Consider the following 24,828-nt stretch of genomic DNA (forward strand, 5'->3'; position numbering starts at 1 on the left):
TTCTTTTCATAAAGTAATGGCCCTTCTTCTTCATTCCTAATTGAAAGTAAACTTCTTAAGAATCAGTGAATTGTAAAAAAAGCCGATTTACCTCTCTAGCGGTTTTAGGTCCAGAAATCTTGGCTAATTGCTTAATGATATGGCTTCGTTGCTGATCGTCAAACACATCGTAATTTTTTCCTCTTAAATATTGGGCAATTTGATTAGCTTCTTTAATCGAAAGTTTAACAGAATACTGCTTAGCATACTTTAGTAACTCTTCTCCTGAAATACGATTCATCTTTTGATTAATCACATGTTGAATAAGCTTCACCGCATATCACTCCTTAGTTGAAGCATATGCATCATAGTAAAAAAAGTGTCCGGTAAATGAACAGAATAGGAGGTTTAGTGATGAACAAAAAAGTCCATAAAAAAGAAAGTATCCCTCATTATATTTATCGCTTAACGATGATTTTTGTAGGAGCAGGATTGGCCGCCATTTCCATTGAGTTATTTCTCGTACCGAATCAAATTATTGACGGTGGAATTATCGGCATTTCCTTAATCCTGAGCTATTTGTTTTCTAGTACATTTCCATTATTAAATTTTGGTGTTCTTGTTGTCTTATTAAATCTTCCTTTTATGTATTTTGGGTATAAACAAATTGGAAAAACATTTGTCATTTCTTCGCTTTTCGGTATCATTTCTCTTGCGTTATTAGAAAGTTTGTTACATCAAATTGAGCCGTTTAATACAGATCAAACCATCCTTGCGACCGTTTTTGGGGGATTAATACTTGGCATCGGGGTAGGTCTTGTCATTCGTCATGGCGGATCAATGGATGGTACAGAAATATTAGGTATTTTATTAACCAAAAAACTCCCGTTTTCAGTCGGTGAATTCGTGATGTTTATAAATATCTTCATTTTTGGTTGGGCAGCGTTTGTATTTGGAGCAGAGCAGGCGATGTTTTCAGTGATGACCTATTATATTGCTTTTAAGGCCATTGATACGGTTATTCAAGGGATGGATGAAACGAAGGCTGTTATCATTGTGTCAGAAATGTTTGATGAAGTGTCAGAAGCAATTTTGCACCGTCTTGGTCGGGGGACTACGATGTTGAAAGGGCGGGGAGGATACACAGATAATGAAAAAGAAGTTATTTATGTAGTGGTGACACGATTAGAAGTGACAAAACTGAAAGCCATTGTTGCAGATATTGATCCTCAAGCCTTTATTACTATCATGAGTACACAAGAAACGAAGGGGGCTCGCTTTAAGTCAGCCATACATTAAAACAATCTTGCTAGCAAGATTGTTTTGTTGTTTTAAGCATGTATATTTACAAGACCTGTATCTTCTTGTATACTTTGAACATTAGTAAATCGGAATGATTCTGAATAAGGGAGTTCTGTAATGGAGACTAAATCAATTATTGATATAAAGGACCTAAGTTTTCGATATGATCGAGACTTTGTGCTAAAAGATGTGAATTTATCAGTCCCAAATGGTGCATTTCTAGGGATTGTTGGACCGAATGGTTCTGGTAAGTCAACACTATTAAAAATCATTCTTGGCCTTTCTAAGGCCAAATATGGGGATGTAAAACTATTTGGAATACCGCAAGAGAAATTCAAAGAATGGGACAGAATTGGCTATGTGTCACAAAAAGCAAATTCTTTTAATACAGGTTTCCCCGCAACGGTATATGAAGTAGTAGCGAGTGGTTTAACGAAAAAAACAGGGATGTTTCGTTTTATTGGACGAAAAAATAGTGACCGTATTATGAAGGCTATTGCATCTGTTGGAATGGAGCAATTTTATAACCGAAATATTGGTGAATTATCCGGTGGACAGCAGCAACGAGTATTTATTGCTAGAGCACTTGTCAGTGAGCCTGATATTTTAATTTTAGATGAGCCGACTGTTGGGGTAGATAGCCAAAATGTCCAATCATTTTATAATATGTTGGACAAGCTCAATAAAAGAATGGGCATTACGCTAATACTCGTGACTCATGATATCGGGACAATTACGAATAAAGTAACTCATGTTGCGTGTTTAAATCGTGATCTTCACTTTCATGGAGATACAGAAGAGTTTCAACGACTGAAAGACAGTGAGCTATCCTCCTTTTATGGACATGGTGTTCATTTGTTACAGCATAATCATTAGAAAAGAGGGAGCTTATGGTAGAAGCCATTTTTCAATATACATTTTTACAAAATGCGTTCATAACAGGATTACTTATTGGTGTAATAGCACCATTATTAGGGGCGTTTGTAGTAGTAAGACGACTATCACTCATCGCAGATGCCCTTAGTCATGTTACACTTGCTGGAATTGCTTCCAGCCTATTATTAAGTAAATCTGTGCCTTCATTGGCAAGTATGAATCCACTTTATTTCGGGATGGGGTTTTCAGTCGTAGGGGCGATTCTCATCGAACGACTGAGAATCGTTTATAAACATTATGAGGAATTAGCTGTACCAATCATTCTTTCAGGCGGTATTGGGTTAAGCGTTATTTTTATTTCGCTTGCGGACGGGTTTAATACTGATTTATTCAATTATTTATTTGGAAGTGTATCGGCAGTAAGTTCTAGTGACGTTTGGTTAATTACATTGATAAGCATTGGTGTCGTTTTAACGATTATTTTTCTATATAAGGAGCTTTTTTTACTATCTTTTGATGAAGAGTTCGCCAAGGCGTCTGGCATTAGAGCTAGAGTTATTCATTTAATTTTTATTCTTATGGTTGCCCTCGTTATTGCGGCATCTATGAGAATTGTTGGAATTTTACTTGTCTCCAGCTTGATGACATTACCTGTGGCAGCTAGTATGCGAATTTCAAGAGGGTTTAAGCAAACGATTTTCTACTCGATTCTCTTTGGAGAGACAGCCGTAATAGCAGGGCTAATCTCCGCCTATTATTTAGATTTAGCACCAGGTGGAACAATTGTTGTATCTTCGATTCTCCTTCTAATTGCTACAATTGTAGGAAAGAAAGTTCAACATAGTTTTATGTTTAAAGGAGTGGAGGATAGCAAATGAACGTAAGTGAAGCGATTGAAATCATGAAAGATAGAGGGTATAAACAAACGGGTAAAAGAGAAGAAATGTTAGAATTGTTTGCCAAGCATGATCGCTATTTGAATGCGAAAGATGTATTAGAACATATGAAAGATAGCTATCCTGGTCTCAGTTTCGATACGATTTACCGAAATTTATCGTTGTTTGTAGAGCTTGGAATCTTAGAGGAGACAGAACTTTCGGGTGAAAAGCTATTTCGTATTTCTTGTTCAAGTGCACATCATCATCATCATTTTATTTGTACTTCTTGTGGGAAAACAAAGGAAATTCATACATGTCCAATGTCAGAAATGAATGAAAAACTACAAGGATATATGATTTCAGGACATAAATTTGAAATATATGGACAATGTCCAAACTGTCGACCAGAGGAAAACCCTCCACTATAGTGGAGGGTTTTTTTCATAATTTCACATTCTTTTTTATTTAAGAGAGAGGGCCCATGCTTGTACCCATTGATCCGCCTCAATCCAGTTTTTTACCCGTACTACTCCTTCAGGAATAGGCTCCTGATTATAAGGGGTGTCAAATAATAGGACGGGAATCTGTAGCTCTTCATGTAGCATAACAGCATTATCATGCTTATCTTCTAAAAATAAATGAACATTATGTTCTCTAGCTGTTTCCACCTTGTTATGAGAACCAATTAACTCTATGTGATGAAAATCGATATCCTGTTCAGTAAACCATTGCTCCGTCAAAAGGGAGAGGTGCTTAGGTCTAGCAGAAATGAAATATAGCTCAAACATTTCTTTCCATTGGGAAAGGACTGTTTTTGCATTCTCAGCGAGGGGAGACTCCTTATATATCACTGGTTCTTCTTTTTTAAACCATTCGGCGAAAGCATTTGGTGGTATATTTAGTGCGTCGGATAAATCATATTGAGTAATATCCGTTAATGTAATATTTTTATCGAATTTTTTGTTGATATATGGAATAAGCGTGGATGGATCTGTCACCGTCCCATCAATATCTATGCCAAATCGTAAAGCCATTGAATTATCCCCTTCCTGATGTGCTTCTATTAACATCCTTACATAGTGTACCATATTTTTTAGCAAGGAGAAAAAATAGAAGAACTGTTAAACATTACAATAGTAAGATTAACGTTATATCTTATACTAATAATGCTCCTATAAACCGAAAGTGAGGGATTGGTATGAGCGAAGATCAACGCTATTCATCAGTGGATTTTCAATATCCAGGGAAAGATACAGATGACAATCCAGAAACAGAGGTTATTACAAGGAAATATAATGAAGAAACATCAGCTGAAATCGGTACGCCAATGGCGCTCGGAGCTGACTTCCAACAAGATTTTATAGAAGAAACCGATACGTCTGGGCGAGTTTATGGTATTTCTGCCTTAACGTTATCCCTTCTTTCGCTCTTCTTATTGCCTGTATTGCTTGGCGCAGCAGGTATCATCCTAGGGTTTGTTGCTAGAAGAAAAGGTGCGAACGGTCTTGGGGGATGGGCCATTGGAGTAGGAGCTGTTTCCATTATCATTGGAATCTTTGTTCTCCCTTTTTTTTAATTGGAAGAACAAGATTTATACAGGAGCAAAAAAGCTTGGCCTAAGGGCCAAGCTTTTACGCGTTTTGATCATTCTGTTGTTTCTCCAAATACTCTGCAGCGATGGCATCAATTTCTTTTTTAAGTTCCTCTACCATAGTTTCTTCCGGAACTTTTCGGACAATTTTCCCTTTGCGGAATAATAAGCCTTCGCCTCTTGCCCCAGCAATCCCAATATCTGCTTCTCTTGCTTCGCCAGGTCCATTCACAGCGCATCCTAATACAGCAACCTTGATTGGTGCTTTTATACTTTGGATATATTCCTCAACCTCGTTGGCAATGGAGATTAAGTCAATTTCAATTCGACCACAAGTTGGGCATGAAATTAAAGTCGCTGCATTAGAAGAAAGGCCAAATACTTTTAGAAGTTCTCTCGCAACTTTAACTTCTTCAACAGGGTCGGCACTTAATGATATACGTAATGTATTCCCAATGCCTTTACTTAGCAAAGCTCCAAGACCTGCTGCACTTTTGACAGTACCAGCAAATAGTGTTCCCGATTCAGTAATCCCTAAGTGTAATGGGTAATCGAAAGCTTTGGAAGCTTTTTCGTAAGCTTCAATGGCCAGGTTAACATCCGATGCTTTTAAAGACACGATGATATCATAAAAATCAAGGTCTTCTAAAATCTTAATATGATGCAGGGCACTTTCGACCATTCCTTCTGCTGTTGGATAACCGTATTTTTCGAGAAACTGCTTTTCGAGGCTTCCGGCATTGACTCCAATTCGAATCGGAACGCCTTTCGCTTTCGCTGCTTTAACAACGGCTTCTACCTTTTCTCGTCGCCCTATATTTCCAGGATTTATTCTGATTTTATCTGCTCCACCTTCAATCGCTTTTAGAGCTAATTTATAATCAAAATGAATATCTACTACAAGTGGTAGGTTAATTTGTTTTTTAATTTCAGCAATGGCATCTGCTGCCCGTTCATCAGGACAAGCAACACGAACCACTTGGCATCCTGCCTCTTCTAAACGGTTAATTTCGTTAACAGTGGCTTCAATATCATGTGTTTTTGTCGTGGTCATACTTTGTATAATAAGTTCGTTACTTCCCCCAATTGTGAGGTTCCCGACTTTTACAGGTCGTGTCTTAGAACGATGAATAATTTCAGTCAAATGATTTCGCTCCTTTAGGTTCCATTCATAAAGATTTCCTGAAGATATTGTAACAGTCTTTCATAGAGATTGACAAGAAATAGGATGCAAACAATAGCTGAAAATCATATTAATAAATTGGAATGAGGTAAACCTTCCCTAATTGAATTTTCTCAGGTGCTACCCCATTATTTAAATAACGAAAATCTGCAATAACTTGTTCTATTGGGACGGGAATGGTACTGTTCATCTCCTCTTCTATTATGGATAATACCGTATCCCCGGGTTGAATCTTTTTCTTAAAAAAGTTTAAGGAAGGATTAGAAGATACAGCTTGAGCTGTCGTAGGGTTATCCTTTTGCTTATCGTCTGCCTGAAGAGTACCGTATCGTAAATCAAAATAAATACTATAAACAACAACGAGTATGATAATAAAAATCGCCAGCCCCTTCATAACTTCCTCCTTTTTCTGTGTTTAGTTCACTCTATGAAGAAATTAATAGAATTATGACTCAATTAATAGAATGAATAGAAAGAATGATACGGATTTCTTAAATCGAAGGTAAGGAGAGGGGGACCATTATTTACACCGTAAAAGAAGCCGCATTAAGCGGCTTCTTTTACGGTGTTTTCGGTTGAGGTATTTCTTTAATTGTTAAATAAAGCATTACGGTCGTGACGAGGCTATTCAATAGTAACCCCCCTGGCACAATTGTGTTTAACAAATTCATAATTGAAAAGAATAGCGTAGGTAGTGTAATGGCATAAGCGGTAATACGAAAACTTTGGCGATAGTTTAGTTTTCGTTGTAATGCCTTTGCTATTAAGACGCCCACAAAGGAAAATAAGATTACTTTCATAAAAGTCATAAAAGAAGAAAAGATATAGGTAATTAAATAGATAATAGGCAAGAAAATAATAAGAGATGATTCAAACATCTCCAAATACTCTGCTAAGCTTTGATCAGATATCGAAAGTCCACTTAATTGATTATAAGGAATCTCTTGATGGTTCCCTGCGGTCGCAATAAGCATTTTCGTCTGTAAAAACGCAATGGTGAAGGTATTGTCATATTCAGGGTTAAAAGAATTTGATGAATTGTCAATTACGATTGAAAAATCATTCCCTGATTTAGTGTAAGGCTCTGTCAAGTCGGTTTGTAGCTCGTCATTACGAATTTCGAAAGGAGGAATATCGTCAGAAAGAATATTCTTCCCTTCATCTATTGTTTGATTAATAAATGAGGTGAGTGTTATAAAAGTTGGGATTGTTGTAATTAGTGTCAGAAAAAAGAGGAAAAGTATAGTCTTTCCTATTCCTTGAAAACGAAATCTAGCGATATCAAGTGGTGAGTACAAACTTTTTACTAGCTGAGAAAATATATTCATCATTTCACGTCCTTTTTAGATTCCTTCCTATTTTATTCTTAATTGGTTGGTTACTTCAAGGAGGAAATATTATTTGAATATTGAGTTAGATGTAATATTATTGTAATATTGAGGTTGTATTGTTAACCCTGTGTAAATTTTAGATGAAAGCCATTTACATTCTTAAGGGATATCAATAAGATATAGAAGGAGTTTTTGTTGATACTTGTCGAAATTAAAATTAGGGGTTGAAATTAGTGGATTTAAATTGGCAGGAAATGTTGTTTCAATTTTTTGGAGGACTGGGTATTTTCTTATATGGTATTAAATTTATGGGGGACGGTCTCCAAAAATCAGCTGGTGATCGCCTTAGAGATATTCTAGATCGCTTTACAACAAATCCAATTATGGGTGTACTTGCAGGGATTATTGTCACAATATTAGTGCAAAGTTCCTCTGCAACAACAGTTATTACAGTAGGTCTTGTTAGTGCAGGCTTTATGACGCTTCGTCAAGCAATCGGGGTTATCATGGGAGCAAATATCGGGACAACTGTAACGGCCTTTATTATTGGAATTGATATTGGTGAATATGCGTTACCAATTATTGCTATCGGTTCAATGCTACTATTTTTCTTTAAAAGTAAAAAGGTTCATAATGCTGGACAAATTGTCTTTGGGTTCGGTGCGTTATTCTATGGTTTAGAGCTGATGAGCGGTGGGATGAAACCACTTCGTTCACTTGAAGCCTTTAGTGACCTTACGCTTAGTATGAGTGACAATCCGATACTTGGAGTGGTAGTAGGGACGTTATTTACGGTTATAGTACAAAGTTCTAGTGCAACGATTGGAATTCTTCAAGAGTTATTTACAGAAGATCTAATCAGTTTAACAGCTGCACTTCCAGTCTTGTTTGGAGACAATATAGGAACGACGATTACAGCGGTATTAGCGGCTATTGGAACGTCAGTAGCAGCAAGAAGAGCAGCTGCAACGCACGTCCTGTTTAACATTGTTGGTACAACGCTATTTTTGATTTTATTAACGCCTTTTCAATTGTTTGTTGAGTTCTTACAAACAACATTTTCATTAAATCCAAAAATGACGATTGCTTTTGCACACGGATCGTTTAATATTACGAATACGCTCATTCAATTACCATTTGTAGGCGTGTTAGCAATGATCGTTACGAAGTTAATTCCTGGAGAAGATTCAATCATCGAGTATAAATCTAAGCATTTAGATCCAATGTTCATTGAACAATCCCCTTCGATTGCTTTAGGGCAAGCGAAAGAGGAAGTACTTCGCATGGGACAATTTGCGGTTAAAGGACTTGAAGAAACGAACGAGTTTTTACGAACTAAAACGAGTAAACACGCAGATTCAGCTTATCAAATTGAAGGTGCGATTAATAACTTAGATAAAAAAATTACCGATTATTTAATTCAGTTATCATCGTCTTCCTTATCAGAGGTAGAATCTGAACGTCATTCTATCCTTATGGATACAGTTCGCGACATTGAGCGCATTGGGGATCATTTCGAGAATATTGTTGAGCTCGTTGAGTATCAGCAAACGAATAAAGTGAAGGTTACAGATCAAGCAATGTCTGATTTAGAAGGCATGTTCAAATTAACGATCGATACTGTTCAAAAAGCCATTACTTGTCTTGATCAGAATGACCAATCGATTGCACGTGAGGTAGCTGAAAAAGAAGATTTAATTGATAAGATGGAACGTAAATTACGTAAACAACATATTTTACGTTTAAATGAAGGGTTATGTACAGGGCAAGCTGGAATTGTGTTTGTCGATATTATAAGTAATCTTGAACGAATTGGCGACCATGCAGTCAATATTGCAGAAGCCGTTTTAGGAGAAGAGGAGTAATACTTCCTATTTTATTCTAAAGCTTATACAATAAAAGCAAGGGATTCTCTCCTTGCTTTTTTTCTTGGCTTTCCATCATAGGAAAGCTTTGTATCCCAATTTAGTGGAGGTGATTTTTTTGGAATGGATCTATTGGGCAATTGTCATCATACTCATCATTATTGCGTTTGTAGGCCTCTTATACCCTATTATTCCTAGTGTATTGTTTTTAGCAGCAAGTTTTATATTATATGGTGTGTTCTTTTCTTTTGAGCCTTTTAACTGGCTATTTTGGGTCATTCAAGGTTTATTTGTCCTTTTATTGTTCGGTGCTGATTACGTAGCCAATACAATTGGATTGAAAAGATTTGGTGCTACGAAAGCTGGTATAGTAGGAAGTACGATTGGAATATTAATCGGACCATTTGTTATTCCTGTTTTAGGTATTATAGTAGGCCCTTTTCTAGGAGCAGTAATCGGAGAACTTATCGTTCATAAAACAGATATAAAACAAGCACTGAAAGTTGGCGTGGGCTCGCTTGTCGGGTTTATAAGCTCAATTTTTACAAAAGGAATCATTCAAACCATTATGGTGGTCTATTTCTTATGGATGGTTTTATAATGCATAATTTCTTAGGAAAGAGGAAAAATACGATGGTAATTTCGAGCTAATTGTTTGATACCACCGTTAAATTTTGTTAATCTAAAGCTGTGAATCCATTGTCGATTCAAAAATAATACATAGGGGGAATCCTACCATGGCATTTGAATTACCTCAATTACCTTACGCTATTGATGCGCTTGAGCCACACATTGACAAAGAAACAATGAATATTCATCACACAAAACACCATAACACATATGTGACAAAGTTAAATGATGCTTTAGCTGGTCATGATGGACTATTAAGTAAATCAATTGAAGAAGTTGTATCAAACCTTGATGCAATTCCAGAAGAAGCTCGTACTGCTGTTCGAAATAACGGTGGTGGCCATGCTAACCATAGCCTATTCTGGCAAATTTTATCACCAGCTGGTGGTGGAGAGCCTACAGGTGAATTGGCTGAAGCGATTTCTAATAAATTTGGTAGCTTTGAAAGCTTCCAAGCACAATTTGCTGCAGCTGGAGCAGGACGCTTTGGTTCAGGTTGGGCTTGGCTAGTTGTCAATAACGGTGAACTTGAAGTTACAAGCACGCCGAACCAAGACTCTCCATTGATGGAAGGAAAAACACCAATCTTAGGTTTAGACGTGTGGGAGCATGCTTATTACTTAAATTACCAAAACCGTCGTCCAGATTACATTAACGCTTTCTGGAATGTTGTAAATTGGGATGAAGTATCAAAACGCTATTCTGCAGCAAAATAATAGTATCGAATAAAACAGCCGGAGTTCCGGCTGTTTTTTTTATTCTCTCTTTTCACGGAAAGGTAGCCAGTATTTCGTGATTTTCTAGTATAACTTTACCCTCTTTTTCAAAAAATAGCAGTATGGAAAAAGGGGAGTTATGTTTATGAGTCATTTGAAGAAAGTGCTTGGTGATGTTGAATTAACAAAAGATTTAACCCTTCTATTATTAATTGGGGGAATTTACTCATTAAGTATTGCTTTGTCCAATACATTTGTAAATATTTATTTATGGAAGCAATCAGGTGAATATCTTGACTTAGGCATTTACAACTTAACGATTGTTATTTTTCAACCACTCACCTTTATTTTAGCAGGCAGATGGGCGAAGAAAATTGATCGTGTGATTGTGTTACGAATTGGTGTGATTTTTTTAGCTTTTTTCTTTATTACCGTATTGTTATTTGGAGAGTCAGCTGCCGGAAATTTAGTCGTTCTTGGCGCCTTATTAGGGATAGGGTATGGTTTTTACTGGCTTGCCTTTAATGTGTTAACATTTGAAATTACCGAGCCTGAAACAAGAGATTTTTTTAATGGGTTTTTAGGAATTTTAACTTCAGCCGGTGGGATGGTTGGTCCGATATTGGCTGGCTTTATAATCTCTAGATTTACTTCTTTTAAAGGCTATACGATTGTCTTTATCATTTCACTCGTATTATTTAGCTTGGCTGTGCTATTAAGTTTTTTTCTCAAGCGACGACCAGCTCAAGGGAAATATTGTTTTAGGCGGATTTTTCAAGAGAGGCGGCATAATGAAAATTGGCGGCTCATTACAAATGCTCATTTTTTTCAAGGACTTAGGGAAGGAACGTTTTTGTTTGTTATTTCTGTATTTGTCTTCATCACGACAGGTAGTGAATTTGCGATTGGCACGTTCGGTCTAATTAATTCCGCCATTGCTTTTGTAGCGTATTACATCGCCTCTCGTGTGATTAAAAAAAGCGAGCGGAAAAAGGCAATCTTTTTAGGGGGACTACTGTTATATGCGTCCATTTTTTTACTCGTATTTGATTTAACCTATACAAAACTTTTGATTTACGCTGCGTTAATTGCGGTCGCTTACCCTGTCATGCTCGTTCCATATGTTTCGATGACTTATGATGTAATCGGAAAAGGGTGGAAAGCTGCCGAAATGAGAATTGAATACATTGTCGTACGAGAGCTTTTTCTAAACGCTGGAAGAATCGTTTCGATCCTTTCTTTTTTAGTATCTGTCCAATTCTTTCAACAAGAAAAAAGCTTACCTATATTGTTATTGATTTTAGGAGCAGGCCATTTTTGTATTTACTTCGTTATTAGAAAAGTCCATTTAGTATAAAAGAAGCGTTCACGTAGGGATGGTTCAAATGCTTATTGCATTTGGTCAAATGATAGGAATATCAATAAGGAAGGATGTATACTTTGAATCGCCCAGCTCAAAAGCAAAAAAAGAAAGCGATAATCATTAGACAGATGAATAGATTATTTTTTGCTGTATTCTTATTATTTTCCTTACTTGTATTTCGCTTAGGCATTGTTCAAATAGTGAATGGAGAGGAATACTTACGACAAATCGAACGAACGGAAGAAGTAGTCATTAGTTTAAATGTTCCCCGTGGAAAGATGTTTGATCGTAATGGTAAGCTCCTTGTCGATAATTCGTCACGACTTGCTATTACGTTTACGAAAAGCCAATCTACGAATACAGACGATATGTTAGCGATTGCTCAGAAGCTAGCCACCTTGATAGAAAAAAATACGGACAATATAACGGAGCGAGATATAAAAGATTTTTTACTTGTAACGGAGAAAGTTTCGATAAAGGATAAAGTACCTATAGCAGAACAGAATGCTATTAGGGAAGATCAATCAATAGATTATCCCGATCAAGCTATTTATCAGTTAACACTAGAGAGAATCACAGAAGCAGAAGTGAGCTCTCTAACGGCGAATGAATTGGAACAATTGGCGATTTTCCGTGAAATGAATCGTGGTTATGCGCTAACCCCTCAAGTAATTAAAGTAGGAGATGGGGATGATAACACGACCTTTGTTACGGAGGAAGAATTTGCACTCGTTAGTGAAAACTTAGTCTCTTTACCAGGTATTAATACAATGACTGCATGGGAAAGGTCATATCCATTTGGCAATGTATTTAGGCCGATTTTTGGAAAAGTGACGACTGCACGTGAAGGGCTGCCAAATGAGAAGTTAGCTACCTATTTATCACGAGGCTATAGCCGAAATGATCGAGTCGGCAAAAGCTTTATTGAATTGCAGTATGAAGATGTGTTAAAAGGACAAAAGGAGAAAATCCTCAATATCACAGATAAAGCAGGAAATGTTTTGGAGACGAAAGTGATACAAGCAGGAAAGCGTGGCCAAGACTTAGTTTTATCAATTGATATAGAGTTACAGGAAGCCATTGATCAAATTGTAGAGAATGAATTAAGGAGAATAAAAAACGCAAATGTTCACCCGTTAATGGACCGAATTTTCTTTGTAATGATGGATCCGTTTACTGGCGAAATTCTCGCGATGTCTGGAAAACAGTGGGTAGATGGTGAAATCATTGATTATCCGATGGGAGCGTATACGTCTGCGCACGAGATTGGTTCAGCCGTGAAAGGCGCAACAGTATTGACAGGATATATGGAAGATGTGTTGAATCCAGGAGAATATTTGGTAGATGAGGCATTAAAGTTTAAAGGGACAGAGATAAAAAATTCTTGGTTTAATACATCGCTTGGAAAACGGATAACAATGACAGAAGGAAGGGCACTTGAACAGTCGTCAAATTCTTTTATGTATAAAATCGCTTTACGCCTAGCTGGTGAAACGTATCGTTATAACCGTCCTGTTGGGTTCACGCCAAATGATTTTGAAGCTTTACGAAGTAACCTTAGTCAGTTCGGTCTCGGCGTTCGCACAGGGATTGATTTACCAGGAGAGCAGCTTGGATATAAACAGGTAGACAAAGGTGCTTTAGCAGTTGAACCTGGAAAAATGCTAGACCTAGCTATTGGTCAATTTGATACGTATACGCCATTACAAATGCTTCAGTACGTTTCGACGATTGCGAATGGCGGCAATCGAATCGCTCCGAAAATTGTGAAAGACATTCGTGAGCCGTATGACAAGGCGGAAGGCTTAGGGCCATTAGCTTATGAACATTCTGCCAAAGTGCTAAATCATTTAGATGCGACGCGAACGGAGATTGAAGCTGTTCAAAAAGGGTTCTATCGAGTGTTCCACGGCCCACGTGGTACTTCAAGAGACGTTTTTGGGAACACGGACCCACACTATCAAACGGATTATGTTGCTGCGGGGAAAACGGGCACAGCTGAGGTTGTTTACTATGGTCCGAAAAGGTCTGAGTGGGGAACAAGTACTTATAATTACTCTTTAGTAGGCTATGCTCCGTATGACCGACCAGAAGTAGCGTTTTCAGTAATGACCCCTTGGGCGGATCCGAAGGTGAAAAAAATATATCATAACCCTAACGAAAGAGTTGCTTATTACGCCTTGAATAAATACTTTGAATTAAAAGAGAATCGTCAATAAAAATGCATTCCTTCCTAAACCTTATTGGATTTCACTGATAAGGTTTTTTTGTATAGCTTGGATATTATAATGTCTCGAAATTTTTCATAGACTGTACAAATGGTGAGTTTCATAAGTAAATTTTTACTAGATTATAAGTCCATAATTATATAAAATGGATATAGAATACTTAAAGGGAAGGATGTACTGATTGAACCAGCCAAAAGAAAAGAAAAAGAAAAATCACCTTTTTAATCGGATGAATTTATTGTTTTTTGTCGTATTCATGCTTTTTTCCGCACTCATTTTCAGATTAGGTATCGTCCAAATCGTGGAGGGAGAGGAATATAAACGAATAGTGGAACGAACCGAAGAAGTGATCGTCGGTACAAGTGTTCCACGGGGGAAAATGTATGACCGTAATGGTAGACTAGTTGTCGATAATAAGCCTTTAAAGGCGATTACTTATACGAAAAGCCAGGCCACAGATGCATCAGAAGTGTTAAGAGTTGCTAGAGTACTAGCGACAATTATTGAGAAAAACACAGACCGAATTACAGATCGGGACCGAGAAGATTTTTTATTACTAACTGAAAAGATTACAATTGGTGATAAAGTTCCACAAGAGGAACAGGACTCAATTATGGAAGATGAAAAAATTGAAAATCCGGATAAAGTAATCTATGATCTTGCAAGAGAACGGATGACGGAAGCGGAACTAAATTCAATTAGCACGAGCGAATTAGAGGTATTAGCGATTTTCCGTGAGATGAATAGCGGCTACGCGTTAACCCCACAAGCCATCAAGGTAGGTGAAGGGGATGATGAATCGACGTATGTTACGGACAAAGAATTTGCGGTCGTAAGTGAACATCTCTCATTACTACCTGGTGTTAACACAACGATGGACTGGGAAAGAGTGTACCCTTTTGAAGACATATTAAGCTCGATTCTAGGGAAGGTCACGACGTCTAAAGAAGGACTCCCTAGTGAAAAATTAGATTATTACACATCCCGTGGATATAGTCGAAATGACCGTGTCGGCAAAAGCTTTATTGAATTACAATACGAGGATGTGCTGTCAGGACAAAAAAAGCAGTATCGCAACATTACGGATAAAGAAGGGAATGTCCTGCGTACAGAGCCAGTTAATGAAGGGAAGCCAGGTCAAGACTTAGTTTTAACCTTCGATATGGAATTGGAAGAAGCCCTTGACAAGATGGTTGAGGATGAATTAAGAAAAATAAAAAAGGCGGGAGTACATCCGTTAACAGACCGCATTTTTCTTGCGATGATGGACCCAAATACAGGAGAAATTCTTGCGATGGTTGGGAAGCAGTGGGTTGACGGTGAAGTGATTGATTACGCAATGGGAACATTCACGTCAGCGCATGAGATTGGTTCTGCCGTGAAGGGGGCAACAGTGCTTGCGGGCTACATGGGGGATGTGCTGACCCCAGGAGAGAGGTTGTTAGATGAGCCTATAACATTTAAAGACACTCCTACTAAGAACTCTTGGTTTAACCCGTATGGTGGAATAGGAAATAAGTGGATGAATGAAAGGTATGCTCTCGAAAAATCGTCCAACTCCTTTATGTACAAAATAGCATTAAAATTAGCCGGGGAAGGCTATTATGGAGCTGGAAATCCACTTAACGTTATTCCAGACGATTATCTCACTTTACGATATCATTATAATCAATTCGGGCTTGGAGTCAAAACGGGAATCGATTTACCTGGCGAACAAACAGGTTTTAAAATATCAGATCCGAAGGCATTAGAGGATGTGCCGGGGGGGAAATTGCTTGATTTAGCGATTGGCCAATTTGATACGTACACCCCAATGCAAATGCTGCAATACGTTTCGACGATTGCGAATGGTGGGAACCGAATTGCTCCGAAGGTCGTTAAAGAAATTCGCGACCCTAATGTTACTTCAGAGGGGCTCGGTCCGGTTGCACATGAAAATTCACCAACGGTGTTAAATCGCTTGGATCTTACTGCAGCAGAACTTAATACTGTTCAAGAAGGGTTTTATCGCGTGTTCCATGGTACTGAGGGTACAGGGAGAAATTTCCTTAATCTGGACGCGGCCGGAAAAACGGGCACAGCCGAGGTAATATATTATGGACCGAATCGATCGGCATGGGGAACGGAAACGGAAAACCACTCTATCGTTGGGTATGCGCCTTTTGACCAGCCAGAAGTGGCGTTCGCCGTCATTTCTCCTTGGGGAAACATAAATGCTAGTAATGCTTGGAAACAATCCAATAAGAAATTAGCTCAGCGTGCTTTAGAAAAATATTTAGAACTGAAGGAAAAAAATAAGAAATAATCCTCAGACATAGAGTAAGGCGAGCCTCTTCAATAGTGAAGGAGCGAAACATACTATAATTAACTAAAAAAAGCTAATGACCTACTGACGTAGGTGGTTAGCTTTTTTAGTTAAAGGGAACTATCTTACAGGAGTGTGGGCATTCACTAAATTGGTAGATATACCTTATAGATTATTCGTCTTTTTTTTAATAGAATAGAAGAATACTGTGAAGGAAGGATGTACGGATATACTTGTTGAGACTCCCAAAACAAAAAAAGAGAAAAAAGAACAATCATATTTTTAATCGAATGAATTTATTGTTTTTTGTTGTCTTTATCCTATTTACTGCCCTCATTTTACGTTTAGGGGTTGTTCAGATTGTCAAAGGAGAAGGCTATGAACGAGAAGTGGAACGAACGGAGGAGGTTGTTGTAAGTACAAGTGTACCACGTGGTAAGATGTATGATCGCAATGGCAAGGTTATTGTTGATAATACACCACTTCTTGCGATTACGTACACTAAAAGCCAAACAACCAAAACGACTGATATCATAGAAATCGCTAGAAAGCTTGCGACGATGATCGAAAAGAATACAGACAAAGTGACGGATCGGGATCGAGAAGACTTTCTATTATTAACAGAACAGATTACGATTGATGAGAAAGTACCCGAAGAGGAACAGGCCAAAATCCTAACTAATGAAAAAATTGAAGATCCGGATAAGGAAATATACAATCTTGCACGGGAGCGAATGACGGAAGCGGAGTTGAACTCTATTTCTGCGAGCGAATTAGAGGTGTTAGCGATCTTCCGTGAGATGAATGGCGGATATGCCTTATCACCTCAAGTTATAAAGGTTGGAGAAGGGGATGACGAATCGACCTTTGTTACGGATGAAGAATTTGCAGTCGTGAGTGAAAATTTAGCTTCTTTACCTGGGGTTAACACAATGACCGATTGGGAAAGAGCCTATCCTTATGGGGAAACATTAAGCTCGATTCTTGGGAAAATTACAACCTCTCGTGAAGGGTTACCGAACGACAATTTAGATTACTATTTAGCTCGTGGCTATAGTCGAAATGATCGAGTTGGTAAGAGCTTTATTGAATACCAATATGAAGATGTGTTAAAAGGACAAAAGGAAAAATATAAAAGCATAACAGACAAAGAAGGAAATGTCCTGCAAACAGAACTAGTACAAGAAGGGCAACGTGGTCAAGACTTAGTATTATCGCTTGATATTGAATTACAGGAAGCGGTTGATCAAATTGTAGAGGACGAATTAATAAGAATTAAAGAGGCAGGGGTCCATCCATTAATGGATCGAATTTTCTTTACGATGATGGATCCGTTTACAGGTGAAATTCTCGCGATGTCAGGTAAGCAATGGGTAGATGGCGAGATTGTGGATTACGCGATGGGGACATATACGTCCGCTCATGAAATTGGTTCGGCAGTTAAAGGAGCGACCGTGTTATCAGGATATATGGCGGATGTGTTAATACCTGGTGAGACTTTATTTGATGAACCCTTAACGTTTAAAGACACCCCAACTAAGAACTCTTGGTTTAACCCGTATGGTGGGTATGAAAAAGCGTGGATGGATGAAAAATTCGCTCTCGAAAAATCATCCAACTCCTTTATGTACAAAATCGCCTTACGTCTTGCTGAGGAAACGTATGAGGGAAGTGGAACGTCACTCGGTTTTGTTCCAGATGATTTCTCTACGTTACGAAATTATTATAGTCAGTTTGGTCTCGGCGTCCGTACAGAAATCGATTTACCGGGCGAACAAATAGGCTATAAGCAGGTAGATCGGGATGTGTTAGAAGTTGAACCTGGTAAAATGCTGGACTTAGCCATTGGCCAATATGATACGTATACACCAATGCAAATGCTTCAATATGTTTCTTCAATTGCAAATGGAGGTTACCGAATCGCCCCTAAGGTTGTCAAAGAAATTCATGAACCGAATGAAACTTCAGACGAGCTAGGTCCATTAGCATATGAAAATGAACCTGAAGTATTAAACCATTTGGCGCTTTCCTCTAAGGAGTTAGAAGCTGTTCAAGAAGGGTTTTATCGTGTTTTCCAAGGGAGTGAAGGTACTTCAAGTGATGTGTTTGGACCTAATCCTACACGTTCTGAATATATAACAGATTATGAAGCGGCAGGGAAAACGGGGACAGCAGAAGTGGTTTACTACGGTCCTGACCGGTCGAAATGGGGTACGGAAACGTACAATTATTCCTTAATCGGCTACGCTCCGTACGATCAGCCAGAAGTGGCATTTTCTGTCATCACACCTTGGGCGAGTACAGGCTCTGTACCATCCACCTATACGAATCCAAATGAGCGTATTGCTAAGTTTGCTTTAGATAAGTATTTTGAATTGAAAGAAAAAGGGACAGAAGAAAACGAAGAACGAGAAATTGATCAATAAAGCGTTAAATCATGAAACCCACCGGTGAACTCCGGTGGGTTTTTTTGCCCTAAAGAAGAAGAATACAATCGCTTTCCTATACATAATCTTATGTTTTTATACACATACTTTTGTTAATTCCGTATTACGCTTTAGGATTACCTAGTGAATTGTTGGTTTTTAGCTACAAAGGTCGAATTTACAAAAGCTTTACAATCGATTAAAACGAAGTTAACAGTTCTCTATTATTCTATTACATGTAGGACAAAACAACATACATTTCTTAGGGGGAATTACCGTAATGAAAAGCTTAAAACAATTATTAGCTACTGCAGCCGTTGGTTCAGCTCTATTATTAGGTGCCTGTGGATCAGATGAAACTAAAAAAGATGCAGACAGTGATCAAGCAGCAGAACTTCAAGGTGAAGTGAACATCGACGGTTCTTCTACAGTATATCCAATCATGGAAGCCATCGCTGAGGAATATATGATGGAGCAACCAAAAGTGAATGTTACAGTCGGATTCTCTGGCACAGGTGGTGGATTTGAGAAATTCATCGCGGGTGACACAGTGATTTCTAATGCTTCTCGTCCGATTAAAGATAAAGAAGTGGAGAAATTAGAAGCTGAAGGAATTGACTTTACAGAATTTAAAATTGCAAACGACGGTCTTTCAATCGTCGTCAATACGGATAATGACTTTGTTGATTACTTGACGGTTGATGAACTCAAGAAAATGTGGGTCCAAGACGGAACAACAAAAACATGGGCTGACATCCGTGAAGGGTGGCCGAAGGAAGAAATCAAATTCTTTTCACCTGGAACAGATTCAGGGACATTTGATTATTTTAATGAAGTCATTCTTGAAGATGAGCCGATGGCAGAATCAGCAACACTTTCAGAAGATGATAATGTACTCGTTCAAGGGGTAACAGGAGACACAAACGCAGTTGGATATTTTGGTTATGCATACTATTTGGAAAATAAAGATAAGTTAAAGGTCGTTCCAATTGACAATGGTAACGGACCTGTTGAACCAACAAATGAAACAGTTGAAACTGGCGAATATGCTCCACTTTCTCGCCCGCTATACATTTATGTAAAGAATGATGCGGTTGCAGATGAAGAGTCAGTTTATGATTATATGAAATTTGCAGTTGAAAATGCGGGCGATTTAGCAGAAGAAGTGGGGTATGTCCGCTTACCACAAGAAGATTATGACGAAGCGTTCGAAACGGTTGAGGGTTTACGTTAGATAAGGATTGAACGAGTTGATAGGGTGGGAAGCGGCTCCTTGCTTCTCATCTTGTCATGTATAAGAAAGGGGTTTTCAACATGGCTGCTTCTACTAAAAAATTGACAGTTCAAGAAATGATTGAAGCGAAAAGTCAAAAGAGTTCATCGCAGACGATGGAAAAAATTGTCCCAGTAGTATTATTTCTGTTAACATCTGTTTCTGTATTAACAACACTGGGCATTTTATTTACATTATTATTTGAGACATTTACGTTTTTCTCCAAGGTTTCAATATGGGAGTTTATTACCGAGAAAAAATGGTATCCTTTCGTTGAAGCAAGCGCGTCATACGGGGTCATGCCGCTTATAATGGGGACATTAAAAATTACGGTCATTGCAACTGTTGTAGCTGTTCCGATTGGTCTAGGTGCAGCCATCTATTTGAGTGAATATGCTTCCGATAGAACTAGAAGAATTATTAAACCGGTACTTGAAGTGCTGGCGGGTGTACCGACGATTGTTTATGGTTTTTTCGCCTTAACATTTGTCACGCCAGTATTGCAAAAGATTATCCCAGATTTATCAATATTTAATGCTCTTAGCCCTGGTATCGTAGTGGGGATTATGATTATTCCGATGATTGCATCGTTATCGGAGGATGCGATGTCATCTGTTCCTAATACGATGCGAGAAGGTGCACTAGGACTAGGCTCCACGAAGTTAGAAGTGACGTTAAAAGTAGTGCTACCAGCAGCCATCTCCGGAATTGTGGCGTCAATCGTTCTCGCGATTTCCCGAGCAATTGGAGAAACGATGATAGTGACAGTTGCGGGTGGATCTACGCCAAACTTAGATTGGAACGTCACGGAATCGATTCAGACGATGACAGCATATATTGTTCAGGTAAGTACTGGGGATGCTGGTTATGGAACGACCATTTATTACAGTATTTATGCTGTAGGGTTTACATTGTTTTTATTCACCTTAATCATGAACATGCTAGCACAGTACATTTCCAAACGCTTTAGGGAGGAATATTAATGAAGCATATAGATCAGCAAGTCGTTACAGCTAAAATGTCTTCCCGACTTAGAAAAAATGCGTTGTTTAAAGGAATATTTATCGCAGCAACATCTTTCGGATTAATTGTTCTAGCTATATTAATCTTTCGGATATTGACTCAAGGAATTGGTTATTTAGATTGGGATTTCTTCACAAACTTTGCATCTCGCCGACCAGAAAATGCAGGAATAAAAGCGGCGATTATTGGATCAATTTGGTTGATGGCCGTTGTAACACCCGTTTCGATGATTTTAGGCGTGGCTACGGCTGTCTATTTAGAAGAATATGCTACTAAGAATCGAATTAATACGTTTATACAAATCAATATATCAAACCTAGCTGGGGTGCCTTCTGTTGTATTTGGGTTGTTAGGTTTAACAATTTTTGTACGGACATTAAATCTTCAAATTAGTATTTTAGCTGCAGGATTGACTATGAGTTTATTAATCTTGCCGGTGATTATAGTGGCCTCTCAGGAAGCGGTTCGTGCTGTTCCAGGTGAACTGCGTGAAGCTTCTTATGGGATGGGGGCGACAAAATGGCAAACGATACTACGTGTTGTTCTTCCGGCAGCGATTCCAGGAATTTTAACCGGTACGATTCTGGCGATTTCTCGAGCAATTGGAGAGACGGCGCCACTTGTTGTCATTGGAATCCCAACATTTATTGCTTTTCTGCCAACAGGTGTATTGGATAAATTCACGGCTTTACCGATGCAGATTTACAACTGGACCAGTCGCCCACAAGAAGAATTTCACGCATTGGCAGCGACAGGGATTATCGTGTTATTAGGACTTCTTATTGTCATGAACTCAATCGCCGTTCTTATTCGAAATAAATTTCAAAAACGTTATTAAGAAGGAAAAGGCTCAAATAGGATGAAGGAGGTTTTCCAACAATGGAAATCACTTTAGCAAGTAAGACGCTAGACAAAATGACAACAAATTCTGTAGAAAAAAAGCCAGTATATGAAACGAAACAACTTAATTTATGGTATGGAAGTAACCATGCTTTGAAAAATATTGACTTAAATATTATGGAAAATGAAGTGACAGCGATTATCGGTCCATCTGGCTGTGGAAAGTCAACTTATATTAAAACATTAAATCGCATGATTGAGCTTGTACCCATTGTCAAAACGTCAGGAGAAATTTTATATCGAGATCGAAATATTTTTGATCAAAATTATCGTGTTGAACAATTACGCACAAAAGTAGGAATGGTATTTCAAAAGCCAAATCCATTTCCGAAGTCAATCTATGAAAATATTGCATATGGTCCTAAAATACACGGAATTAGAAATAAGAAAGTGCTTGATGAAATTGTTGAGAAGAGTTTACGAGGAGCAGCTATTTGGGATGAAGTAAAGGATCGACTGAATGAAAATGCTTATGGCTTATCGGGTGGGCAACAACAGCGTATTTGTATTGCGAGGTGTCTTGCCATTGAACCTGATGTCATCCTAATGGATGAACCAACATCTGCTCTTGACCCAATTTCGACTTTGAAAGTAGAAGAGCTTGTTCAAGAGTTGAAGAGAGATTATAGCATTATCATCGTAACGCACAATATGCAGCAAGCAGCACGAATTTCTGATAAAACAGCTTTCTTCTTAAATGGAGAAGTAGTTGAATTTGACAAGACGGATAAAATATTTTCAAATCCTACTGATAAAAGAACAGAAGACTATATTTCAGGCCGCTTCGGTTAAGTTCTTTCACAGTTCAAAGGCAAGGAACGAATGGGTGAATGTCACTATTCGTTCCTTGTTATATCAATACGTTTTTTCGTGTCAGTTTAATAAGGAGGGAACCCGATGGTCTTACGAGAAATGTTTGAATCTCATTTAGAAGAATTAAAATCTAAGCTGATGGAGCTTGGATTGCTGTGTGAAAAAGCTCTTAAAGATGCTCTTAAAGCACTTGAAGAGCAAGATGTGGAGCGTGCACTTGAAATAATGGATGAAGATCGTATCGCCAATGTACTTGAAGAAGAGATTAATGATTTAGCGATTCTCTTAATTGCAAAGCAACAGCCTGTTGCCACGGATTTAAGAAGAATCATTGCAGCGATCAAAATAGCTTCTGATCTTGAAAGAATAGGAGATTTTGCCGTTAATATTGCTAAATCTACCATTCGAATTGGACAACAACAAACGCTGCCATGTCTCGATAAAATTAAAACAATGCATACCTACACATCTGAAATGATAGAGCTTGTCTTACAAGCGTATACGGAAGAAGATGTGGTGAAGGCAAAGAAAATTGCGGATCTTGATGATCAAATTGATGACCTTTACGGGGAAATTATTCGTGAGTTATTGTCCTTAAATGTTAATGATCCGAGTAAAACACCTCAAATTATGCAGCTTTCCTTTATTTGCCGTTATTTAGAACGCGCAGCAGATCATGTAACGAACATAGCTGAGCATACTTTCTATTTAGTAAAAGGCCGTCGGTACGATTTAAATGATTAATTAGTAAAGTAACAGTACGCAATAGTCGCTATTTATAAATGACTTATTGTGTACTGTTTTTTTAGATTTAAATCCAACACTTATACCCTGTATAAGAGAATAGAGATGGTACTACCAACTTATGGGGGTATGAAAAGATGATAGAGTGTTCATTGCTTGTAAAAACATACAAAAAAGAAGATGATTCAGTGTTTTACACAGTAATCATCTTCTTTTAATATTTCAATTACCTGTTTTTCGTTATAATTTTAGCGATTTCATTAAAACTCATTTCACTATTTACGGTAAACTCACCAAGTTGTATCTTTTCAGCAAATTTATTGTCATTCATATAGACTCTAAAATTTGTTTCATCTGCTTCTTTAATAATCTTTTGTTCAACTAACTTTTCTGCGATTTCAAATGAAGTCATACCCGTTTCGATTTTTAGCTTATAAGTGATTGGCGCTGGTTTAGGAGCTTCTGGTTTAGGCTCTTCTTGTTTAGGTTCTTCTGGTTTTGGTTCTTCTTGCTTAGGCTCCTCTGGTTTAGGCTCTTCTTGCTTAGGTTCTTCTGTTTTAGGTTCTTCTTGTTTAGGTTGCTCCCCTTGAGCCACGACTGTTTGACCTTTCAATTCTTTTTCAATGGATTGAACTTTATCAGTTAGTTCTTTATATTCAGCTTCAGTTAGTACTACATATCCTTCCTTTTTCAAATCTTTTACTTGTAAAGGTTGATCATTTGAGCTGAGTTGAAATCCAAATAGAAGGATTGCCGAGAGAAATAAGCCAATTGAAAGCGCTCTTGTCATTCTTTTATCCATGGGATTCTCCTTTAATTCGTTGTGGTTGTTGCAAGTAATTGTTGAACTTTTTCTAATGGTAGAGCCGATTGTTTTGCAATTTGCTCAATCGTAAGCCCTTGACTATGTAACGAAAATACTTGATTTTTTACAACTTCATGCACACTATCATTTTCGATTGATGAGACATTCCGAGGTTCAGAACTTAACATAAGCTCCTCTTCCAAAATGCTAATTCTTTTCTTTAATTTGTATTGTTCTTGTAATACATTAATTGATACTTCTTCTACATCTCTTTCCATTTGTTTTAAAGGGTCTTTTAAAAAGAAAGACAATGTAAATAACAAAATAGATAGAGAAAATAGGATTACAATAAGTGTTGTCATTAAATCACCTCAAAAAAAATTTGCAATCTTGTTTTTTTATAGTCTTTTACAACTATATATTCGATGCGACAATTGGATATATGGGGGTAGAATAGTAGAAAAATGTCGATATTTTTGAAAAAAATTTATCATTTCATGTCGCCTATTCCATACGTCATAATCCGACAATTTGCGTTTATTGTAGCAAAGTCATTAGGATGATACGATTACTATATACAAGAATGGCCGTATTGTT

The 24,828-nt window shown here is 37.8% G+C and carries 24 protein-coding genes; 17 read left to right on the top strand and 7 right to left on the bottom strand.

The genetic code is table 11. The annotated features are described in order from the left end of the window. Positions 1-55: 55 nt before the first annotated feature. A complete protein-coding gene (locus WAK64_RS01905; protein ID WP_336585224.1) occupies positions 56-313 on the bottom strand; it encodes a DUF2624 domain-containing protein in 258 nt (85 codons plus the stop codon). A gap of 80 nt (positions 314-393) precedes the next feature. On the opposite strand from WAK64_RS01905, the gene WAK64_RS01910 reads away from it, so the two are divergent. The 4 genes from WAK64_RS01910 to WAK64_RS01925 all read left to right on the top strand — a co-directional run bounded on the left by WAK64_RS01910 (position 394) and on the right by WAK64_RS01925 (position 3,463). Next, positions 394-1,278: a YitT family protein gene (locus WAK64_RS01910; protein WP_336585225.1), complete on the top strand. Its 885-nt coding sequence runs from the start codon at positions 394-396 to the stop codon at positions 1,276-1,278. A 120-nt stretch (positions 1,279-1,398) separates the two neighbouring features. Further along, a complete protein-coding gene (locus tag WAK64_RS01915) occupies positions 1,399-2,157 on the top strand; it encodes a metal ABC transporter ATP-binding protein (protein ID WP_336585226.1) in 759 nt (252 codons plus the stop codon). A gap of 14 nt (positions 2,158-2,171) precedes the next feature. Beyond that, a complete protein-coding gene (locus WAK64_RS01920) occupies positions 2,172-3,035 on the top strand; it encodes a metal ABC transporter permease (RefSeq protein WP_336585227.1) in 864 nt (287 codons plus the stop codon). Continuing rightward, positions 3,032-3,463, top strand: coding sequence for a Fur family transcriptional regulator (locus WAK64_RS01925; RefSeq protein ID WP_336585228.1), 432 nt, complete (start codon positions 3,032-3,034; stop codon positions 3,461-3,463). The genes WAK64_RS01920 and WAK64_RS01925 overlap by 4 nt, the downstream gene beginning before the upstream one ends. Positions 3,464-3,496: 33 nt before the next feature. Here WAK64_RS01925 and WAK64_RS01930 read toward each other — a convergent pair whose 3' ends face one another. Beyond that, a complete protein-coding gene (locus tag WAK64_RS01930) occupies positions 3,497-4,069 on the bottom strand; it encodes a 5' nucleotidase, NT5C type (protein WP_336585229.1) in 573 nt (190 codons plus the stop codon). Positions 4,070-4,233: 164 nt separating this feature from the next. On the opposite strand from WAK64_RS01930, the gene WAK64_RS01935 reads away from it, so the two are divergent. After that, positions 4,234-4,611 carry a DUF4190 domain-containing protein gene (locus tag WAK64_RS01935; RefSeq protein WP_336585230.1) on the top strand — a complete coding sequence of 126 codons (378 nt, stop codon included), beginning with the start codon at positions 4,234-4,236 and terminating at the stop codon, positions 4,609-4,611. A gap of 55 nt (positions 4,612-4,666) precedes the next feature. Here WAK64_RS01935 and ispG read toward each other — a convergent pair whose 3' ends face one another. The 3 genes from ispG to WAK64_RS01950 all read right to left on the bottom strand — a co-directional run bounded on the left by ispG (position 4,667) and on the right by WAK64_RS01950 (position 7,140). Then, positions 4,667-5,761 carry a flavodoxin-dependent (E)-4-hydroxy-3-methylbut-2-enyl-diphosphate synthase gene (gene ispG / locus WAK64_RS01940; RefSeq protein WP_336585292.1) on the bottom strand — a complete coding sequence of 365 codons (1,095 nt, stop codon included), beginning with the start codon at positions 5,759-5,761 and terminating at the stop codon, positions 4,667-4,669. A 118-nt stretch (positions 5,762-5,879) separates the two neighbouring features. Next, positions 5,880-6,203, bottom strand: coding sequence for a hypothetical protein (locus tag WAK64_RS01945; protein ID WP_336585231.1), 324 nt, complete (start codon positions 6,201-6,203; stop codon positions 5,880-5,882). Between the two features lie 166 nt (positions 6,204-6,369). After that, positions 6,370-7,140, bottom strand: coding sequence for a DUF1189 domain-containing protein (locus WAK64_RS01950; RefSeq protein WP_336585232.1), 771 nt, complete (start codon positions 7,138-7,140; stop codon positions 6,370-6,372). A 254-nt stretch (positions 7,141-7,394) separates the two neighbouring features. On the opposite strand from WAK64_RS01950, the gene WAK64_RS01955 reads away from it, so the two are divergent. From WAK64_RS01955 to phoU, 12 genes are all read left to right on the top strand, one after another. After that, complete coding sequence (locus tag WAK64_RS01955; protein WP_419465880.1) at positions 7,395-9,005, top strand: Na/Pi cotransporter family protein; 1,611 nt, start codon at positions 7,395-7,397, stop codon at positions 9,003-9,005. 118 nt (positions 9,006-9,123) lie between these two features. Next, entirely contained in the window at positions 9,124-9,606 is a 483-nt protein-coding gene (locus tag WAK64_RS01960) for a DUF456 domain-containing protein (protein ID WP_336585234.1), read from the top strand. Between the two features lie 136 nt (positions 9,607-9,742). After that, positions 9,743-10,351 carry a superoxide dismutase gene (locus WAK64_RS01965; RefSeq protein ID WP_336585235.1) on the top strand — a complete coding sequence of 203 codons (609 nt, stop codon included), beginning with the start codon at positions 9,743-9,745 and terminating at the stop codon, positions 10,349-10,351. Between the two features lie 145 nt (positions 10,352-10,496). Next, positions 10,497-11,708, top strand: a complete 1,212-nt coding sequence (locus WAK64_RS01970) for an MFS transporter (RefSeq protein ID WP_336585236.1) — start codon at positions 10,497-10,499, stop codon at positions 11,706-11,708. An 83-nt stretch (positions 11,709-11,791) separates the two neighbouring features. Beyond that, positions 11,792-13,933 carry a peptidoglycan D,D-transpeptidase FtsI family protein gene (locus WAK64_RS01975; RefSeq protein WP_336585237.1) on the top strand — a complete coding sequence of 714 codons (2,142 nt, stop codon included), beginning with the start codon at positions 11,792-11,794 and terminating at the stop codon, positions 13,931-13,933. A 190-nt stretch (positions 13,934-14,123) separates the two neighbouring features. Continuing rightward, the gene (locus WAK64_RS01980) at positions 14,124-16,247 is read left to right on the top strand and encodes a penicillin-binding transpeptidase domain-containing protein (protein ID WP_336585238.1); all 2,124 of its coding nucleotides are present in this window, start codon (positions 14,124-14,126) and stop codon (positions 16,245-16,247) included. Between the two features lie 236 nt (positions 16,248-16,483). Next, entirely contained in the window at positions 16,484-18,673 is a 2,190-nt protein-coding gene (locus tag WAK64_RS01985) for a peptidoglycan D,D-transpeptidase FtsI family protein (protein WP_336585239.1), read from the top strand. A gap of 280 nt (positions 18,674-18,953) precedes the next feature. Next, on the top strand, positions 18,954-19,907 hold the full coding sequence (locus tag WAK64_RS01990; RefSeq protein WP_336585240.1) for a PstS family phosphate ABC transporter substrate-binding protein: 954 nt from the start codon (positions 18,954-18,956) through the stop codon (positions 19,905-19,907). A gap of 80 nt (positions 19,908-19,987) precedes the next feature. After that, positions 19,988-20,929, top strand: a complete 942-nt coding sequence (gene pstC, locus WAK64_RS01995) for a phosphate ABC transporter permease subunit PstC (RefSeq protein ID WP_336585241.1) — start codon at positions 19,988-19,990, stop codon at positions 20,927-20,929. Further along, positions 20,929-21,807: a phosphate ABC transporter permease PstA gene (pstA, locus tag WAK64_RS02000; protein ID WP_336585242.1), complete on the top strand. Its 879-nt coding sequence runs from the start codon at positions 20,929-20,931 to the stop codon at positions 21,805-21,807. Before pstC ends, pstA begins: the two co-directional genes overlap by 1 nt. A gap of 41 nt (positions 21,808-21,848) precedes the next feature. Further along, positions 21,849-22,661 (top strand): phosphate ABC transporter ATP-binding protein PstB, encoded by an 813-nt coding sequence (pstB, locus tag WAK64_RS02005; protein ID WP_336585243.1) that lies wholly within the window; start codon positions 21,849-21,851, stop codon positions 22,659-22,661. Positions 22,662-22,766: 105 nt separating this feature from the next. Beyond that, on the top strand, positions 22,767-23,426 hold the full coding sequence (phoU, locus tag WAK64_RS02010) for a phosphate signaling complex protein PhoU (RefSeq protein ID WP_336585244.1): 660 nt from the start codon (positions 22,767-22,769) through the stop codon (positions 23,424-23,426). A 226-nt stretch (positions 23,427-23,652) separates the two neighbouring features. Here the strand turns inward: phoU and WAK64_RS02015 are convergent, their stop codons facing one another. Together WAK64_RS02015 and WAK64_RS02020 are read right to left on the bottom strand one after the other, a co-directional pair. Continuing rightward, on the bottom strand, positions 23,653-24,228 hold the full coding sequence (locus WAK64_RS02015; protein WP_336585245.1) for a hypothetical protein: 576 nt from the start codon (positions 24,226-24,228) through the stop codon (positions 23,653-23,655). Positions 24,229-24,239: 11 nt separating this feature from the next. Then, positions 24,240-24,593 (bottom strand): hypothetical protein, encoded by a 354-nt coding sequence (locus tag WAK64_RS02020; RefSeq protein ID WP_336585246.1) that lies wholly within the window; start codon positions 24,591-24,593, stop codon positions 24,240-24,242. Between the last annotated feature and the right edge of the window lie 235 nt (positions 24,594-24,828).

The organism is Bacillus spongiae (genome assembly GCF_037120725.1).
GTDB lineage: Bacteria > Bacillota > Bacilli > Bacillales > Bacillaceae_K > Bacillus_CI > Bacillus_CI spongiae.

What these genes read in the sequence shown, in the direction of transcription:
- WAK64_RS01925 (WP_336585228.1), top strand. Translation starts at nt 3,032, where the DNA reads ATGAACGTAAGTGAAGCGATTGAAATCATGAAAGATAGAGGGTATAAA.
- WAK64_RS01920 (WP_336585227.1), top strand. Translation starts at nt 2,172, where the DNA reads ATGGTAGAAGCCATTTTTCAATATACATTTTTACAAAATGCGTTCATA.
- WAK64_RS02015 (WP_336585245.1), bottom strand. Translation starts at nt 24,228, where the DNA reads ATGGATAAAAGAATGACAAGAGCGCTTTCAATTGGCTTATTTCTCTCG.
- WAK64_RS02020 (WP_336585246.1), bottom strand. Translation starts at nt 24,593, where the DNA reads ATGACAACACTTATTGTAATCCTATTTTCTCTATCTATTTTGTTATTT.
- WAK64_RS01945 (WP_336585231.1), bottom strand. Translation starts at nt 6,203, where the DNA reads ATGAAGGGGCTGGCGATTTTTATTATCATACTCGTTGTTGTTTATAGT.
- WAK64_RS01965 (WP_336585235.1), top strand. Translation starts at nt 9,743, where the DNA reads ATGGCATTTGAATTACCTCAATTACCTTACGCTATTGATGCGCTTGAG.
- WAK64_RS01990 (WP_336585240.1), top strand. Translation starts at nt 18,954, where the DNA reads ATGAAAAGCTTAAAACAATTATTAGCTACTGCAGCCGTTGGTTCAGCT.
- pstC (WP_336585241.1), top strand. Translation starts at nt 19,988, where the DNA reads ATGGCTGCTTCTACTAAAAAATTGACAGTTCAAGAAATGATTGAAGCG.
- WAK64_RS01970 (WP_336585236.1), top strand. Translation starts at nt 10,497, where the DNA reads ATGAGTCATTTGAAGAAAGTGCTTGGTGATGTTGAATTAACAAAAGAT.
- WAK64_RS01955 (WP_419465880.1), top strand. Translation starts at nt 7,395, where the DNA reads ATGTTGTTTCAATTTTTTGGAGGACTGGGTATTTTCTTATATGGTATT.
- WAK64_RS01950 (WP_336585232.1), bottom strand. Translation starts at nt 7,140, where the DNA reads ATGATGAATATATTTTCTCAGCTAGTAAAAAGTTTGTACTCACCACTT.
- pstA (WP_336585242.1), top strand. Translation starts at nt 20,929, where the DNA reads ATGAAGCATATAGATCAGCAAGTCGTTACAGCTAAAATGTCTTCCCGA.
- pstB (WP_336585243.1), top strand. Translation starts at nt 21,849, where the DNA reads ATGGAAATCACTTTAGCAAGTAAGACGCTAGACAAAATGACAACAAAT.
- WAK64_RS01915 (WP_336585226.1), top strand. Translation starts at nt 1,399, where the DNA reads ATGGAGACTAAATCAATTATTGATATAAAGGACCTAAGTTTTCGATAT.
- WAK64_RS01910 (WP_336585225.1), top strand. Translation starts at nt 394, where the DNA reads ATGAACAAAAAAGTCCATAAAAAAGAAAGTATCCCTCATTATATTTAT.
- WAK64_RS01935 (WP_336585230.1), top strand. Translation starts at nt 4,234, where the DNA reads ATGAGCGAAGATCAACGCTATTCATCAGTGGATTTTCAATATCCAGGG.
- WAK64_RS01930 (WP_336585229.1), bottom strand. Translation starts at nt 4,069, where the DNA reads ATGGCTTTACGATTTGGCATAGATATTGATGGGACGGTGACAGATCCA.
- phoU (WP_336585244.1), top strand. Translation starts at nt 22,767, where the DNA reads ATGGTCTTACGAGAAATGTTTGAATCTCATTTAGAAGAATTAAAATCT.